Below are 13,394 nucleotides of genomic sequence, written 5' to 3'. Positions count from 1 at the left end.
CAACGGCGGGCGGCGATTATACCCGTCCTGGCCGCGCCTGCCGCAGGCACCGGTCGGGCTGCGGCGATCAGCCGCGCAGGTGCTGCAGCGGCAACTGGGTGGTCGAGAGGATCTGCTGCAGGACGAAGCTCGAGCGCACGCTGGACACCCCTTCGATGCGGGTCAGGGTACCGAGCAGGAACTGCTGGTAGTGGTCCATGTCCGGCACCACCACCTTGAGCTGGTAGTCGGCGTCCATCCCGGTGACCAGGCAGCATTCCAGCACCTCCGGGCATTGGCGGATGGACGCCTGGAAATGCTCGAAGCGTTCCGGGGTGTGGCGGTCCATGCCGATCAGCACGTAGGCGGTGAGGGTCAGGCCGAGCCGTTTGCGATCGAGCAGGGCCACCTGGCCGAGGATATAGCCGTCGTCCTGCAGTTGCTTGGCCCGCCGCGAGCAGGGCGAAGGCGACAGGCCGATGCGCTCGGCCAGGTCCTGGTTGGACAGGGTGGCGTCGCGCTGCAATTCGGCGAGGATGTTCAGGTCGTAGCGGTCAAGTCTGTTCATGTTTTCACGGCTTTATCCGGTTGCTTGCGGTAAATCATGCCTGATTAGCTAAAAATTGCGCAAGCAATGCAATATTTAGCAATCTTAGCAATCATCTGTCGCGGCCGTTGCCCTAAGATTTACCTCAGTTTCACGGCCCGGACGACACGTCCACCCGGCACGCCCAATCAGGTGCGCCGGCGCCGCCGGCCCTACCGGGCCGCCACGGCACCCGGGTCCGCACTGCCCAACCAGGCGGGCGACGAAAGCGGCGACATCATCGCCAGTACAGGACACCATTGCAGAGGGGAGGCCGCCAGGTCTCCCCTTTTTCTTGCCCGCAGGAAAGGGCCGACGGCTCGCTCAGGGCCGCACCGGCTCGGCAGGGTCGGCATGCACCATCACCTCGGCCCGCGGGAACCGCTGGCGGATTGCCGTTTCCACCTGGACGCACAGGGCGTGGGCCTGGGCCAGGCTGATGGCGCCGGGCAACTCCAGGTGCAACTGGACGAACCAGCGGGTGCCGGAGATGCGCGTGCGCAGATCGTGCACGCCGAGCACCCCGGGCACGTTGCAGGCCAGGGCATGCATCTGCTCGCTGATCTGCGGTGACAGCTCCTGGTCCATCAGCACGGCTACCGCCTCGCGGACGATGCTGATGGCGCTCCAGAGGATGTAGCCGGCGATGCCGATGGCGAACAGCGCATCGACCTGCGGCCAGCCGAGGCCGGCCAGGACCAGGGCCAGCAGGATGCTGCCGTTGAGCAGCAGGTCGGAGCGGTAATGCAGCGAGTCGGCGTGGATGGCCGTGGAGCCGGTCTGGCGCACCACGTGCCGTTGAAACAGCAGCAGGGCGAAGGTCAGCGCCAGCGACAGCAGCATCACCGCGATACCTAGCGCCTCGGCGGTCAGCGGCTGCGGCTCGAGCAGGCGCTTGATGCCCTGCACCGCGACCAGCACCGAACTGGCGGCGATGAACAGCGCCTGGCCGAGTCCCGCCAGGGCCTCCGCCTTGCCGTGGCCGTAGCGGTGGTCCTCGTCCGCCGGGCGCAGCGCGTAGTGCACGGCGAGCAGGTTGAGCAGCGAGGCGACGCCGTCGAGCAGCGAGTCGGTGAGGCCGGCGAGCAGGCTCACCGAGCCGCTCAGCCACCAGGCGATGGCCTTGGCCAGGGCCAGGGTCAGCGCCGTGGCCAGCGCCGCGGCGGTGGCCAGGCGCATCAGGCGCGCCTGTTGTGCCGTTAGCTTCACGGCTCAGGCGCCCCCACAGCCTGGCGCTGCGTCGGGCAGCCGCGCATTTACGCCGCCGGGGCCAGGCCGAAGGCGGCCAGTTGCTCGACGTTGCCGCTGTGGCGGATCAGCCGCGGGTCGTCCAGCGGCAGGCGCTGGCCGGTGTGCTGCTCGATCAGCGCCTTGAGCTTGGCGTTGTCGACGCGGCCCTCGGCGTTCAGCGCCTGTCTGAGGGTGTCCGGGGCCATGGAATACTGGCCGTTGGGCAGGTAGATGGCGCCGGTGGCGAAGTCGATGCCGAAGGCGATCAGCCCGGGAATGACGAAGAACAGGATGCCGATGGCGTCCATGGCCACCACTACCGGGTCGACCTTGCCTTCGATCTGGCCGCGGCGTTCGGGATAGAACAGCGTGCCGCAGGCACTCAGCTGGGTGAGCAGGGTGGCGGCGAGGACGCCGCTGATCAGGCGGTTTTGCATGTGCATCGGGCACCTCCATATGAAAGTTGGCGCAACTATAGCAAGGCGCCCGGGGCAAAGCCGCTGCGCCGTTAACAAGGTCGTCGCGGGCCTCGGGCAGGCGTGCGCAGGGCCGGTATAATCGCCGGCCTGAACTGGAGTGCCCATGACTGCCCTGCCTATCGACGCCCTGCTGGATGACCTGCGCCTGGCCCTCGCCGGCAGCCACGAGGCGGTGCTGGAGGCGCCCCCGGGCGCCGGCAAGACCACCCGCGTGCCGCTGGCCCTGCTGGATGAACCCTGGCTGGCCGGGCAGCGCATCATCATGCTCGAGCCGCGCCGCCTGGCCGCCCGCGCCGCCGCCGAGCGCCTGGCCAGCGAGCTGGGCGAACGGGTTGGCGAGACGGTCGGCTACCGCATCCGCCTGGACAGCAAGGTCGGCCCCAGGACGCGCATCGAGGTGGTCACCGAGGGCATCCTCACTCGGCGCCTGCAGGACGATCCGGCCCTGGAGGGCGTCGGCCTGGTGATCTTCGACGAATTCCACGAGCGCAGCCTCGACGCCGACCTGGCCCTGGCCCTGTGCCTCAATGGCCGCGCCATGCTGCGCGGGGCGGACAGCGGCGAGCCGGCGCTGAAGGTGCTGCTGATGTCGGCGACCCTGGAAGGCGAGCGCCTCGCCGCGCTGCTCGATGAGGCGCCGGTGCTGCGCAGCGAAGGGCGCATGTATCCGGTGGACATCCGCTGGGGCCAGCCGACCCAGGCCGGCGAGTGGCTCGAGCCGCGGGTGGTGCAGACCGTGCTGCAGGCGCTCGCCGACGAGCCGGGCAGCCTGCTGGTGTTCCTCCCAGGGCAGGCGGAGATTCGCCGGGTCAACCAGCAGCTGGCCGAGGCCCTGGGCGAGCGCGATGACATCCGCCTGTGCCCGCTGCACGGCGAGCTGGAGCTGAGCACCCAGCGCGCGGCCATCGAGCCGGCGAGCCCTGGCACGCGCAAGGTGGTACTGGCCACCAATATCGCCGAGACCAGCCTGACCATCGACGGCGTGCGCGTGGTGGTGGACGCCGGCCTGGCGCGGGTGCCGCGTTTCGATCCGGGCAGCGGCATGACCCGCCTGGACACCCAGCGCATCTCCCGTGCCTCGGCCACCCAGCGCGCCGGGCGTGCCGGTCGTCTGCAGCCGGGGGCCTGCTACCGCCTGTGGTCCCAGGCCCAGCATGAACAGCTGGCGAGCTACTCGACGGCGGAAATCCTCCAGGCCGACCTGGCCGGCCTGGCCTTGCAGCTGGCGCGCTGGGGCGTCGCCCCGGACGAGCTGGTCTGGCTCGATCCGCCGCCGCCGGCGGCCTACGCCCAGGCCCGCGACCTGCTGCTGCGCCTCGGCGCCCTGGACGAGGGCGGCGCGCTGACCGCCCACGGCCAGGCCATGGCCGAGCTGCCAAGCCATCCGCGCATCGCCCACCTGCTGTTGCGTGGCCAGGACCTCGGCCTCGGCACCCTGGCCTGCAACCTCGCCGCGCTGCTGTCGGAACGCGACACCCTGCGCGGCGCCGGCGCCGACCTGCACAGCCGCCTGGCTCTGCTCGGCGGCGAAAGCCGCGCCTCACGCCCGGCGCAAGGCGGGGTGCAGCGGGTACGACAGCTGTCTCGACAGTTCCTGGGGCTGCTCAAGGGGCGGCCGGTCAACGAGCCGGTGGGCGATCCCGAGCATCCGCGCTGGCTCGGCGCGCTGCTGGCTTTCGCCTATCCGGACCGGGTCGCCTGCCAGCGCCGCGCCGGCGGCGCCGAGTACCGCCTGGCCAACGGCCGCGCGGCGCTGTTCGCCGAGGTCGATGGCTTGATGAAGTATTCCTGGCTGGTGCTGGCCGACCTGGGCAGTCGCCAGGGCCAGCGCGAGGAGCGCATCTACCTGGCCGCCGACCTCGACCCGGCGCTGTTCGACACGGTATTGGCCGAGCAGGTCAGCGAGCTTGAGCTGCTCGACTGGGACGAGCGCGAGGGCGTGCTGCGCGCCGAGCGCCAGCGCAAGGTCGGCGAGCTGGTGCTCGGCCGCGAGCCATTGGCCGCGCTGGACGAGGCGCAGCGCAGCCGCGCCTTGCTGGGGCTGGTGCGGCGCAAGGGCCTGGAGCTGCTGCCCTGGACCGTCGAACTGCGCCAATGGCAGGCGCGGGTGCAGCTGCTGCGTGAGCTCGACCTGGCCGCCAAGGGCCAGAGCGAATGGCCGGACTTGTCCGACGCGGCGCTGCTCGAGCGTCTGGAGGACTGGCTGCAACCCTACCTGGACAAGGTCAGCCGCCTCAGCCATTTCGCCAACCTGGACCTGCCCGGCCTGTTGCACAACCTGCTGCCCTGGCCACTGCCGCAGCGCCTCGACGAACTGGCGCCGCGCACCCTGCAGGTGCCCTCCGGCTCGCGCATCGCCCTGGACTACAGTGAGCGCCCGCCGGTGCTGGCGGTACGCCTGCAGGAGCTGTTCGGCCTGGCCGAGACGCCGCGCCTGGCTGGCGGCCGCCAGCCGGTCAAGCTGCACCTGCTGTCGCCGGCGCGGCGGCCGGTGCAGGTGACCCAGGATCTGGCCAGCTTCTGGGCCAGCACCTATGCCGAAGTGAAGAAGGACCTCAAGGGGCGCTATCCCAAGCACTACTGGCCGGACGATCCGCTGATCGCCGAGCCCACCGCGCGGGCCAAACCGCGCAAGTGAGGCAGCGTGGTGCTCAATGCAGGCGCAGGTCCTCGCCGGCGGCCTGCAGTTCCTGGTAGGCGCGGTCCAGGGCATCGCGCAGGGCCTCTGCGCCCGGGGCATGGCGCGAGATGATCAGCCTCAGCGGCAGGCGGTGCAACTGGACGAAGGGCAGCTCCGGCATGCCCAGCTCTTTGCGCGCCAGCTCGACCGGGGCCTGGTAGTCCAGCAGGAAGTCGCCGCGCCCGCGCTGCAGCATTTCCAGCGCCGAGGCGTGGCTGCCGGTGCGGTGTTGGCGCATATCCAGGGCCGGGTCGTCGATCAGGCGATTGACCGACGGCCAGTAGCTGTAGCCGCTGATCAGGATCAGTCCACGGCCGTACAGGTCGTCGGGGATGCGTGGCAGCAGGGTATCGCGGCGAAAATACAGGTTGAGCACCGCCTCGCCGAGAGGCGTGCGGCTTTCCAGGGTGTGCTCCGCCAGTTCGGGCTTGCCCGGTGCGCCGGGCCAGATATGCACGCCGCCATCCTGCAGTTCACTGTACAGACGGGCGCTGGGATAGGCGCGGATATGCGCCTGGTAGCCGGCCTGTTGCAGCAGACGCTCGGTCAGGCGCAGAGCGGGGCCCTGGGGCCGGCCCTGCTCGTCGCAGTAGGAGTAGGGGGGGAACTCATAGAAACCGACCTGGATCACCGGCCGCGGACTGTCGGTGACGGTCTGGGCCTGGCTGGTCGCACAGTACAGGGCCGCAACAAGGACGAGGCAGAGGAGTCTTGGCATCGAGGACCCGGCGGCTCTTGGCCGTCTTGTTGTTATCAGGAGTTCGCGCCACGGAGAATGGCCAAGTGCCAAGGCATTTGTCCAGCGCGCGTTGCAGTCATCCCGAATCAGTCTAGTCGAGCGCGGGCAGCAGCAGGCGGGCCAGCAGTGGCAGATGCCCGGCGATGTCGCGGGTGTCGTGCTGGCGCACCTGGGCATCCAGCGGCGTCAGGCGTGGGCTGTGGAGCAGGTAGTCGAGGGTGCTCCCGGCGCCCGCTTCGTGCCCATCCTTGGCGAAGTGGGTGTGCCAGGCAGCCTGCTGCGGGCCGCTGGCCTGCTCCAGGCTGGGAATCATCGGGTAGCGGCTGGCCAGTCGGGCCAGTTCGCCCGCTGCGTCACCGCGGCTGTTCACGGCCGGCCTCGGCTGCTGCTCCGGCCGCAGCGGGTTGAGGTCGACGCCGAGCAGCCAGGGCGTACCCTGGCGCTGCAGCCGTTGCAGCAGGCGGGCGGTCATCGCCACCTGCCGGCGCTGGGTGTCAGCGCCTTCGGCGGCGCTGTCCAGTTGGCTGTTGACCACCGCCAGCTGGCCGCCGCCACGCACCGCCAGGTAACTGACCAGCAGCGCTCGCTGCGCTTGGAACGGCTGCTGCAGCGGGTTGGCCGGCTTCCGCGGCAGCTGCAGGCGTTCGGCGCGGTTCAGGCGGTAGCGACTCAGGGTGGCCAGCTTCAGCTCGGCGCTGCCGCCGGCGTGCAAGGGGGCGACAAGCCCGGCCTTCCAGTATGGCGTCTGGCTGCTGCAGGGGTACAGCTCGCTCAGGTGCGACTGCAGGCGCGCCAGCTGGTCCTGCTGGGCGCCGCCGCCCTGTAGCTCCTGCAGCAGGACGATATCGGCCTGTTCCTCGCGCAGCACCCGTAGCACATTCTCTAGCGCCCGCGCCGGGTCGTATCCGGGATCGTGCTGCCCGCTTCCCAGGTACCGGACGTTCCATGTCATCACCTTCAGTGCCTGGCCCGGCTGCAGCACCGGGGCCTGGGCGGCGCAGGCGATCGCAGCGGCTTCGCGCGCGGCCGGTCGCCAGGCCAGGCCATAGATCAGGACGAGCAGCAGGGCGAGGGTCGGCGCGAGGCCGAGCAGGGCGAGACGCAATGGGCGCGGCAGAGGCATGGGCAGGCGGGGCCAGGGGGCCTTGAACTATGCTGGAAGGACGCGAGCATACCGGAGATGCGCCCTCGCGCCGACCCTCGCCCTGCTGCTCGCCCAAGAGGATGCGGGAATGACCGAAGCACTGATTGCCCAGCGCGGCCCCTATGCGGTCGAGGTGATCGCCGGCAAGGACTACTTCTGGTGTCGCTGCGGACGCAGCGCCAATCAGCCCTTCTGCGACGGCAGCCACAAGGGAACCGGCCTGTCGCCGTTGAAGTACCATGCCGAAAGCAGTGATACCTTGTATTTTTGCGGCTGCAAGCACACCGGCACGCCACCCTGTTGCGATGGCAGCCATAACCGGTTGTAGTGAGCGCCGGGAGCCGAAGAGCAAGAGATGCCGGGGGGCAGGGTATGTACCGCAAGGTGTTCGCCAACAAAGTATTCGACCGCAAGGTGGTGCTGATCACCGGCGGTTGCGCCGGTATCGGTCGCGCCCTGGCCGTGCGCCTGGCCCAGGCCGGGGCGCGGCTGGTGATCTTCGACCTGCAGCAGCAGGCGCTGGACAGCCTGGTGCAGCATCTGGACGACCATCACAACGCCGAGGCCCTGGGCCTGGTCTGCGACGTCGCCGACGCCGAGGCGGTGCAGCGGGCCGTGGCCCTGGCCATCGAGCGCTTCGGCGGCATCGACGTGCTGGTCAACAACGCCGGCATCACCCATCGCAGCAGCTTCGCCGAAACCGGGCTGGAGGTGTTCCAGCGGGTCATGGCGGTCAATTACTTTGGCGCCGTGCACTGTACCCAGGCGGCGCTGCCCAGCCTGATCGCCCGCCGCGGCCAGGTCATCGTGCTCAGCTCGCTGTCGGGCTTCGCCCCTCTGCTCTACCGCAGCGCCTACAACGCCAGCAAGCACGCCCTGCACGGCCTGTTCGAGACCCTGCGCTACGAGCTCAAGGGCTCGGGGGTCAACGTCATGCTGGTGTGCCCCGGCTTCACCGCCACCGACCTGCGCAAGAACGCCCTGGTCGGCGATGGCTCGGTGGCCGCCCAGCCACCGCTGGCGATGGGCAAGGTGGCGTCGCCGCAGGATGTCGCCGAGGCCATCTACCATGGTGCGCTCAAGCGCAAGCGCCTGCTGATCCTGTCCAATGTCGACTGGCGCGCGCGGCTGCTCGCACGATTCTTTCCACGGATTTTCGAGCGGGTGCTGTTGCCGCGCCTGTCGGGACTCAAGCCGCAGCGGGCCGGCCGCGCCTGATGCGCGCCGGCGTGCTGGCCCTGCTGCTGGTGCTGGGCAGTGCGCTGCAGGCGGCGCAGCCCGCGCCGCTGCTGGTGATGACCGACCTCTGGCCGCAGCTTCGCATGCTCGACGACCACGGCGAACTGCGCGGCCTGGATATCGACCTGCTGGCGCAGCTGAGCCAGCGCACCGGCCTGCGTTTCGAGGTATGGCGTGCGCCCTGGGCCCGCGGCCCGGCCGCGCTGGAGCAGGGCAAGGCCGACCTGATGACCGGGCTGGCGAAGACCGCCGAACGCGAAGCCTAGGTCCGCTACCTCGCGCGCCCCTATTTCGCCTGCGCCCCGCGTTTCTACACCAGCCCCGAGCAGGCGTCGGCGCTGCACAGCTACCACCAGTTGGGCGGGCTGCGTGTCGGCCAGGTGCTGGGCTCAGCCTACTTCGAACCGTACGATTCGGATCGGAACCTGCACCAGTCGGCGGTCAACAACGAGGCCCAGCTGCTCGGAATGCTCGCCCGCGGGCGCCTGGGGGCGGTGATCGGCACCGATTGCCAGGTCGACTACGAACTGCGCCAGCCGCGCTGGGCCGCGCGCATCGCCAAGGCGGCGTACCACCCGCCGGTGCGCACCGAGTTGTACATCGGCTTGTCCCGGCGGCGGCCTTTGCCGGACGAGCACCGCCTTCTGAGCCAGGCCCTCGGGCAGCTCCAGGCCGAAGGCTGGATCGCGCGGGCGGCGCAGCGTTACCAGCTGCAGACACCCTGACGCCGCAAGGCTGTGTGCCGCTGCGCTATTCCTGGAGCGCGTGCGGGTCCCAGTAGGTGGCTTCGATCTTGTGGCCGTCGAGGTCGCGGACGAAGCAGCCGTAGTAGGGCTCGCCGTAGTCCGGGCGTGGGCCGGGAGCGCCTTCGTCGCGGGCGCCGGCGGCTAGTGCCGCGCGGTAGAAGGCATCCACCGCGTCCCGCTCAGGGGCGATGAAGCCGACGTGGCTGCCATTGCCGACGCTGGCCGGGCGCCCGTCGTGGGGCCGCTGCACCCAGAACTCGGGGTAGTCGCGGCCGTAGGCGACGGCGCCGGGGTGGGCGAGGATACGTCGGCAGCCGAGCGTCGGCAGCACCTGGTCATAGAAGGCAACGGCCTCGTCGAAGCGATTGCTGCCCAGGGAGATGTGCGAAAGGATGCTGGGGGTGGCGTCGGCCATGGGGTTCTGCTCCGAGAAAACGACCTTCCCAGCCTAGCCCGTTTTCAGTCCTCCAGCGGCAGCGCGCTGCGCAGCATGAACAGGCGAAACAGCACCACGGTGGCGAACAGCTGGAGGAAACCATTGAGGCTGTACAGCAGCAGGCCGAGCAACAGATCGGGCTGCTCGCCCTCGCCAGCCTGGGTCGCCCAGTCGAGCAGCCACAGCGGCACCATCACCCCGAGCACACACAGCAGGATCTGCCAGAAATAGCCGGTGGTCAGCTCGAAGCTTTCCTGCAGCGCCTTCAGCGGGCCGAGGCCGCGCAAAAGCAGCAGGAACTCGGCGAACGACAGCTTGATCATGATCCACAGCCCGGGAAGGATGAACAGCGATGCGCCGAGCATGATCGCCAGGGCGCTGAGCCCAGCCAACAGGGCGAAGCGCGGCCACAGGCCGAGGCTGGCGGCGAGCAGGTCGCGCAGACGCGGCACCTGGCCCTCGCTGCGTGCATCGAGAAACAGGATCAATGCGCCGGTGTACAGCGGGTAGAACAGCAGGCCCACCAGCAGGCGGTAGGGCATCGCCGAGTCGAGCCCGACTATGCCGGTCACCTGTTGCTGCACCACGCCCTCGAGCACCACCAGCGGCAGGCACAGCGCCGCGATGGCGACCAGGTTGTGGCTGAAGAAGAACAGGGCGTCGCGCAGGGCGAGGAGGGGATTCATCGATAGGACATCATCGTCGAGTGAGCAGGCACCCACTCTAGCCGATCGCCCCAGCGCGCGGCTAATCCAGCAGCGCGCCGCTCTGCAGCACCTCGGCATATTCGTCGCGCAGGTTGGCCATGGCCATGTCGTGCACCTCCTCGGCGCTGCGCGGGCGACCGCCATAGTCGCGCTTGGCGAAGGTGTAGCAGGCGTCCGCCACCACCCGGGTGACGAACCCCAGGTTGCTGGCGCTGCGCGCCGTGGCCTCCACCGAGTTCTCGCTGGCTACCCCGGTTATGACCACCCGGCCAATGCCGCGCACATGCAGCCAACGCTCCAGGCCGCTGTGGACGAAGGCGTCGGTGACGTTCTTCTCGAACACCGCCTCGCCGGGCTGGGGCGCCAGTTCGGGCTGGAACCGCGCGCCCGGCTGGCCAGGGGCGAATACCGAATCGGCCTGCCGGGACATATGGCGGATGTGCACCACTGGCCAGCCGGCCCGGCGCCAGCGCGCGAGCAGGGCGGCGATGCATGCTTCGGCCCGGGGATTGTTGCGCGGGAGCGCCAGGTCGCGGATGCCCTGCTGCATATCGATGATCAACAGGGCCGCGGTGGGCGCGCTATGAGCGTCTTGCTTGAGCATTTCGACTGTCCTTGGTCGCGGGCTGGCATACTGGGCGTCGAATTTAACCCGCGCGCTCCCGCCCGTCAGCCGCCTGCCGAGGATTCCCGGTGAAGAAAATCGCCGTATTCGCCGACGTTCAGAACCTCTACTACACCGTGCGCCAGGCCCATGGCTGCCATTTCGACTATGCCGCGCTGTGGGCCGACATCGGCCAGCATGGGCAGATCGTCGAGGCCTACGCCTATGCCATCGATCGCGGCGACGCCAAGCAGCAGCAGTTCCAGCAGATCCTGCGCAACCTCGGCTTCACCGTGAAGCTCAAGCCCTATATCCAGCGCAGCGACGGTTCGGCCAAGGGTGACTGGGACGTCGGCATCACCATCGACATCATGGACGCCGCGCCGCGGGTCGATCAGGTGGTGCTGGCCTCCGGCGACGGCGACTTCGACCTGCTGCTGGACAAGGTGCGCAGCTACGGCGTCGAGGCGGTGGCCTACGGCGTGCCGGGGCTGACCGCGCAATCGCTGGTGCGCGCGGCCAGCCGCTACGTGCCGATCGAAGGCAATCTGCTGTTGAGAAACTGAACCATGCCCGCCGAACTTATCGCCGTGCTCGACTTCGAGACCACCGGCCTGTCCCCGGCGCAGCAAGCCCGCGCCACCGAGGTCGGCGTGGTGCTGGTCGAGGGCGGGCGCATCGTCGCCCGCTACCAGAGCCTGATGAACGCCGGCGTGCGGGTGCCGCCGTTCATCGAGCAGCTCACCGGCATCAGCAACGCCATGCTGCGCGACGCGCCGCCGGCGGCCCAGGTGATGCACGAGGTGGCCGACTTCGTCGGCGATGCGCCGCTGCTGGCGCACAACGCCTCCTTCGACCAGAAGTTCTGGGATGCCGAGCTGGCCCTGGTCGGTCGCCGGCGCCTGCTGCCCTTCGCCTGCTCGCTGTTGCTGGCTCGGCGCCTGCTGCCCCAGGCGCCCAGCCACAAGCTCGGCGTGCTCAACCGCTGGGCCCGCCTGCCGGACACCGGCCAGGCCCACCGCGCCCTGGCCGACGCCGAGATGGCGGCCAACCTGCTGACCTTCATGGCGACACTGCTGCGCGAGCGCCATGGCATTGCCGAGGTCAGCCACGAGCTGCTGTGCCGCCTGCAGAAGGTGCCGGCGGCGAAGATCGCCCAGACCCTGGCGCGACTGAACTGAGCGCCGGCCGGCGCCGGGGCTGGTAAACTGCGCGTCTTTGCATTCGCGCGCTGACGCCCGGTTAAATCGCCATGACTTTCGCCTCCCTCGGCCTGATCGAGCCGCTGCTGCGCAGCCTCGCCGGCCTCGACTACCAGACCCCGTCCCCCGTCCAGGCCCAGGCCATTCCGCCGATCCTCAAGGGCCGCGACCTGATGGCCGCGGCGCAGACCGGCACCGGCAAGACCGCCGGCTTCGCCCTGCCGCTGCTGCAGCGACTGATGATGGAGGGGCCGGTGGTGGCGGCCAACTCGGTGCGCGCCCTGGTGCTGGTGCCGACCCGCGAACTGGCCGAGCAGGTGCAGCAGAGCTTCCAGGCCTACGGCCAGCACCTGCCGCTGCGCAGCTACGCGGTGTACGGCGGGGTCAGCATCAACCCGCAGATGATGAAGCTGCGCAAGGGCCTCGACGTGCTGGTGGCCACCCCCGGGCGGCTGCTCGACCTGTACCGGCAGAACGCGGTGAAGTTCAACCAGCTGCAGACCCTGGTGCTGGACGAGGCCGACCGCATGCTCGACCTGGGCTTCGCCCGCGAGCTGGACGAGCTGTTCTGCGCCCTGCCGAAGAAGCGCCAGACCCTGCTGTTCTCCGCGACCTTCTCCGAGGCCATCCGCGCCATGGCCAAGGAGCTGCTGCGCGACCCGCTGTCGATCGAGGTCAGCTCGCGCAACGCCGCGGCCAAGTCGGTCAAGCAATGGCTGATCCCGGTGGACAAGAAGCGCAAGGCCGAGCTGTTCCTGCACCTGTATCAGGAAAAGCGTTGGAGCCAGGTGCTGGTGTTCGCCAAGACCCGCAAGGGCGTCGACGAGCTGGAGGCGCAGTTGCAGCAGGCCGGCATCGATGCCGAGGCGATCCACGGCGACAAGCCGCAGCCGACCCGCCTGCGCGCCCTGCAACGCTTCAAGCAGGGCGAGGTGCAGGTGCTGGTGGCCACCGACGTGGCGGCCCGCGGCCTGGACATCGACGACCTGCCTTTGGTGGTCAACTTCGACCTGCCGATCGTCGCCGAGGACTACGTGCACCGCATCGGCCGCACCGGTCGCGCCGGGGCCACGGGCCAGGCGGTGTCGCTGGTATGCGCCGACGAGGTGGAACACCTGGCGGCCATCGAGACCCTGATCAACCAGGTGATCCAGCGCGTCGACGAACCGGACTTCATCCCCGACCATCGCGTGCCCGTCACCCAGGCCGGCGGCGTGGTGCTGAAGAAACCGAAGAAGCCCAAGCAGAAACTGATACCCGGTGCGGGCAAGGCCGCCGGCAAGGGCAAGATCCACCTCGGCAACTGGTTCGAGGAAGACGATACGCCCAAGGCCAAGGCAGTGCGCAAGGTGCCGAGCTTTGCCGGCAAGCCGGCCAAGGGCAGCCGCAAGCCGTAGGGTGCGCGGGGCCGCCGAGGCCATGCGCACCAATGGCATCAGCACTCGTGGGCCATGGTGCGCGCGGCGCACCCTACGGGCTCAGCAACAACTCCAACCCGTAGGGTGGGTTAGCGGCGTGATGAGGTTTGGTCGGCAACCGATAATGGTGCCGCGTAACCCACCGTTCTGGGGCGATCACCTGTCGCGGCCGCATTGAGGTAGGCAGCACGCCCGGCCAAGGGCG

The 13,394-nt window shown here is 69.3% G+C and carries 16 protein-coding genes; 8 read left to right on the top strand and 8 right to left on the bottom strand.

Annotated elements, in window-relative coordinates; translation table 11 throughout:
* Nucleotides 1-67 precede the first annotated feature (67 nt).
* The 3 genes from ACSX1D_RS17895 to ACSX1D_RS17885 form a co-directional block, all read right to left on the bottom strand.
* Nucleotides 68-547, bottom strand: a complete 480-nt coding sequence (locus ACSX1D_RS17895; protein WP_439859791.1) for an Lrp/AsnC family transcriptional regulator — start codon at nt 545-547, stop codon at nt 68-70.
* Nucleotides 548-889: 342 nt separating this feature from the next.
* Nucleotides 890-1,744: a cation diffusion facilitator family transporter gene (locus ACSX1D_RS17890; protein WP_439859790.1), complete on the bottom strand. Its 855-nt coding sequence runs from the start codon at nt 1,742-1,744 to the stop codon at nt 890-892.
* 77 nt (nt 1,745-1,821) lie between these two features.
* Nucleotides 1,822-2,238, bottom strand: a complete 417-nt coding sequence (locus tag ACSX1D_RS17885) for a polyribonucleotide nucleotidyltransferase (protein ID WP_439859789.1) — start codon at nt 2,236-2,238, stop codon at nt 1,822-1,824.
* Between the two features lie 139 nt (nt 2,239-2,377).
* On the opposite strand from ACSX1D_RS17885, the gene hrpB reads away from it, so the two are divergent.
* Nucleotides 2,378-4,912, top strand: coding sequence for an ATP-dependent helicase HrpB (gene hrpB, locus ACSX1D_RS17880; RefSeq protein WP_439859788.1), 2,535 nt, complete (start codon nt 2,378-2,380; stop codon nt 4,910-4,912).
* A 13-nt stretch (nt 4,913-4,925) separates the two neighbouring features.
* Here the strand turns inward: hrpB and ACSX1D_RS17875 are convergent, their stop codons facing one another.
* Together ACSX1D_RS17875 and ACSX1D_RS17870 are read right to left on the bottom strand one after the other, a co-directional pair.
* Complete coding sequence (locus ACSX1D_RS17875; RefSeq protein ID WP_439859787.1) at nt 4,926-5,672, bottom strand: substrate-binding periplasmic protein; 747 nt, start codon at nt 5,670-5,672, stop codon at nt 4,926-4,928.
* A 112-nt stretch (nt 5,673-5,784) separates the two neighbouring features.
* On the bottom strand, nt 5,785-6,816 hold the full coding sequence (locus tag ACSX1D_RS17870; RefSeq protein ID WP_439859786.1) for an endonuclease/exonuclease/phosphatase family protein: 1,032 nt from the start codon (nt 6,814-6,816) through the stop codon (nt 5,785-5,787).
* A 109-nt stretch (nt 6,817-6,925) separates the two neighbouring features.
* On the opposite strand from ACSX1D_RS17870, the gene ACSX1D_RS17865 reads away from it, so the two are divergent.
* The 4 genes from ACSX1D_RS17865 (at nt 6,926) to ACSX1D_RS17850 (ending at nt 8,801) form a co-directional block, all read left to right on the top strand.
* Nucleotides 6,926-7,165: a CDGSH iron-sulfur domain-containing protein gene (locus ACSX1D_RS17865; RefSeq protein WP_439859785.1), complete on the top strand. Its 240-nt coding sequence runs from the start codon at nt 6,926-6,928 to the stop codon at nt 7,163-7,165.
* Nucleotides 7,166-7,209: 44 nt separating this feature from the next.
* Nucleotides 7,210-8,055: an SDR family oxidoreductase gene (locus ACSX1D_RS17860; RefSeq protein ID WP_439859784.1), complete on the top strand. Its 846-nt coding sequence runs from the start codon at nt 7,210-7,212 to the stop codon at nt 8,053-8,055.
* Nucleotides 8,055-8,342, top strand: a complete 288-nt coding sequence (locus tag ACSX1D_RS17855; RefSeq protein WP_439859783.1) for a transporter substrate-binding domain-containing protein — start codon at nt 8,055-8,057, stop codon at nt 8,340-8,342. The genes ACSX1D_RS17860 and ACSX1D_RS17855 overlap by 1 nt, the downstream gene beginning before the upstream one ends.
* Before the next feature lie 90 nt (nt 8,343-8,432).
* Nucleotides 8,433-8,801, top strand: coding sequence for a hypothetical protein (locus ACSX1D_RS17850; RefSeq protein WP_439859782.1), 369 nt, complete (start codon nt 8,433-8,435; stop codon nt 8,799-8,801).
* Between the two features lie 25 nt (nt 8,802-8,826).
* Here the strand turns inward: ACSX1D_RS17850 and ACSX1D_RS17845 are convergent, their stop codons facing one another.
* The 3 genes from ACSX1D_RS17845 to ACSX1D_RS17835 all read right to left on the bottom strand — a co-directional run bounded on the left by ACSX1D_RS17845 (nt 8,827) and on the right by ACSX1D_RS17835 (nt 10,569).
* Nucleotides 8,827-9,237, bottom strand: a complete 411-nt coding sequence (locus ACSX1D_RS17845) for a VOC family protein (RefSeq protein WP_439859781.1) — start codon at nt 9,235-9,237, stop codon at nt 8,827-8,829.
* Nucleotides 9,238-9,281: 44 nt separating this feature from the next.
* Nucleotides 9,282-9,944 carry a YciC family protein gene (locus tag ACSX1D_RS17840; RefSeq protein ID WP_439859780.1) on the bottom strand — a complete coding sequence of 221 codons (663 nt, stop codon included), beginning with the start codon at nt 9,942-9,944 and terminating at the stop codon, nt 9,282-9,284.
* Nucleotides 9,945-10,005: 61 nt separating this feature from the next.
* Nucleotides 10,006-10,569, bottom strand: coding sequence for a cysteine hydrolase family protein (locus ACSX1D_RS17835; RefSeq protein WP_439859779.1), 564 nt, complete (start codon nt 10,567-10,569; stop codon nt 10,006-10,008).
* Between the two features lie 89 nt (nt 10,570-10,658).
* On the opposite strand from ACSX1D_RS17835, the gene ACSX1D_RS17830 reads away from it, so the two are divergent.
* The 3 genes from ACSX1D_RS17830 (at nt 10,659) to ACSX1D_RS17820 (ending at nt 13,168) form a co-directional block, all read left to right on the top strand.
* Nucleotides 10,659-11,135, top strand: a complete 477-nt coding sequence (locus ACSX1D_RS17830) for an NYN domain-containing protein (RefSeq protein ID WP_439859778.1) — start codon at nt 10,659-10,661, stop codon at nt 11,133-11,135.
* Between the two features lie 3 nt (nt 11,136-11,138).
* Nucleotides 11,139-11,750: a 3'-5' exonuclease gene (locus tag ACSX1D_RS17825; protein WP_439859777.1), complete on the top strand. Its 612-nt coding sequence runs from the start codon at nt 11,139-11,141 to the stop codon at nt 11,748-11,750.
* Between the two features lie 71 nt (nt 11,751-11,821).
* On the top strand, nt 11,822-13,168 hold the full coding sequence (locus ACSX1D_RS17820; RefSeq protein WP_439859776.1) for a DEAD/DEAH box helicase: 1,347 nt from the start codon (nt 11,822-11,824) through the stop codon (nt 13,166-13,168).
* Nucleotides 13,169-13,394: the final 226 nt, after the last annotated feature.

Origin of the sequence: Pseudomonas sp. MBLB4136 (genome assembly GCF_051904765.1) — a bacterium.
Taxonomy (GTDB): domain Bacteria; phylum Pseudomonadota; class Gammaproteobacteria; order Pseudomonadales; family Pseudomonadaceae; genus Aquipseudomonas.
The sequence above is the reverse complement of the archived record's forward strand: the minus strand, read 5'-3'. Positions and strand labels throughout refer to the sequence as shown.

What these genes read in the sequence shown, in the direction of transcription:
- ACSX1D_RS17895 (WP_439859791.1), bottom strand. Translation starts at nt 547, where the DNA reads ATGAACAGACTTGACCGCTACGACCTGAACATCCTCGCCGAATTGCAG.
- ACSX1D_RS17890 (WP_439859790.1), bottom strand. Translation starts at nt 1,744, where the DNA reads ATGCGCCTGGCCACCGCCGCGGCGCTGGCCACGGCGCTGACCCTGGCC.
- ACSX1D_RS17885 (WP_439859789.1), bottom strand. Translation starts at nt 2,238, where the DNA reads ATGCACATGCAAAACCGCCTGATCAGCGGCGTCCTCGCCGCCACCCTG.
- hrpB (WP_439859788.1), top strand. Translation starts at nt 2,378, where the DNA reads ATGACTGCCCTGCCTATCGACGCCCTGCTGGATGACCTGCGCCTGGCC.
- ACSX1D_RS17875 (WP_439859787.1), bottom strand. Translation starts at nt 5,672, where the DNA reads ATGCCAAGACTCCTCTGCCTCGTCCTTGTTGCGGCCCTGTACTGTGCG.
- ACSX1D_RS17870 (WP_439859786.1), bottom strand. Translation starts at nt 6,816, where the DNA reads ATGCCTCTGCCGCGCCCATTGCGTCTCGCCCTGCTCGGCCTCGCGCCG.
- ACSX1D_RS17865 (WP_439859785.1), top strand. Translation starts at nt 6,926, where the DNA reads ATGACCGAAGCACTGATTGCCCAGCGCGGCCCCTATGCGGTCGAGGTG.
- ACSX1D_RS17860 (WP_439859784.1), top strand. Translation starts at nt 7,210, where the DNA reads ATGTACCGCAAGGTGTTCGCCAACAAAGTATTCGACCGCAAGGTGGTG.
- ACSX1D_RS17855 (WP_439859783.1), top strand. Translation starts at nt 8,055, where the DNA reads ATGCGCGCCGGCGTGCTGGCCCTGCTGCTGGTGCTGGGCAGTGCGCTG.
- ACSX1D_RS17845 (WP_439859781.1), bottom strand. Translation starts at nt 9,237, where the DNA reads ATGGCCGACGCCACCCCCAGCATCCTTTCGCACATCTCCCTGGGCAGC.
- ACSX1D_RS17840 (WP_439859780.1), bottom strand. Translation starts at nt 9,944, where the DNA reads ATGAATCCCCTCCTCGCCCTGCGCGACGCCCTGTTCTTCTTCAGCCAC.
- ACSX1D_RS17835 (WP_439859779.1), bottom strand. Translation starts at nt 10,569, where the DNA reads ATGCTCAAGCAAGACGCTCATAGCGCGCCCACCGCGGCCCTGTTGATC.
- ACSX1D_RS17825 (WP_439859777.1), top strand. Translation starts at nt 11,139, where the DNA reads ATGCCCGCCGAACTTATCGCCGTGCTCGACTTCGAGACCACCGGCCTG.
- ACSX1D_RS17820 (WP_439859776.1), top strand. Translation starts at nt 11,822, where the DNA reads ATGACTTTCGCCTCCCTCGGCCTGATCGAGCCGCTGCTGCGCAGCCTC.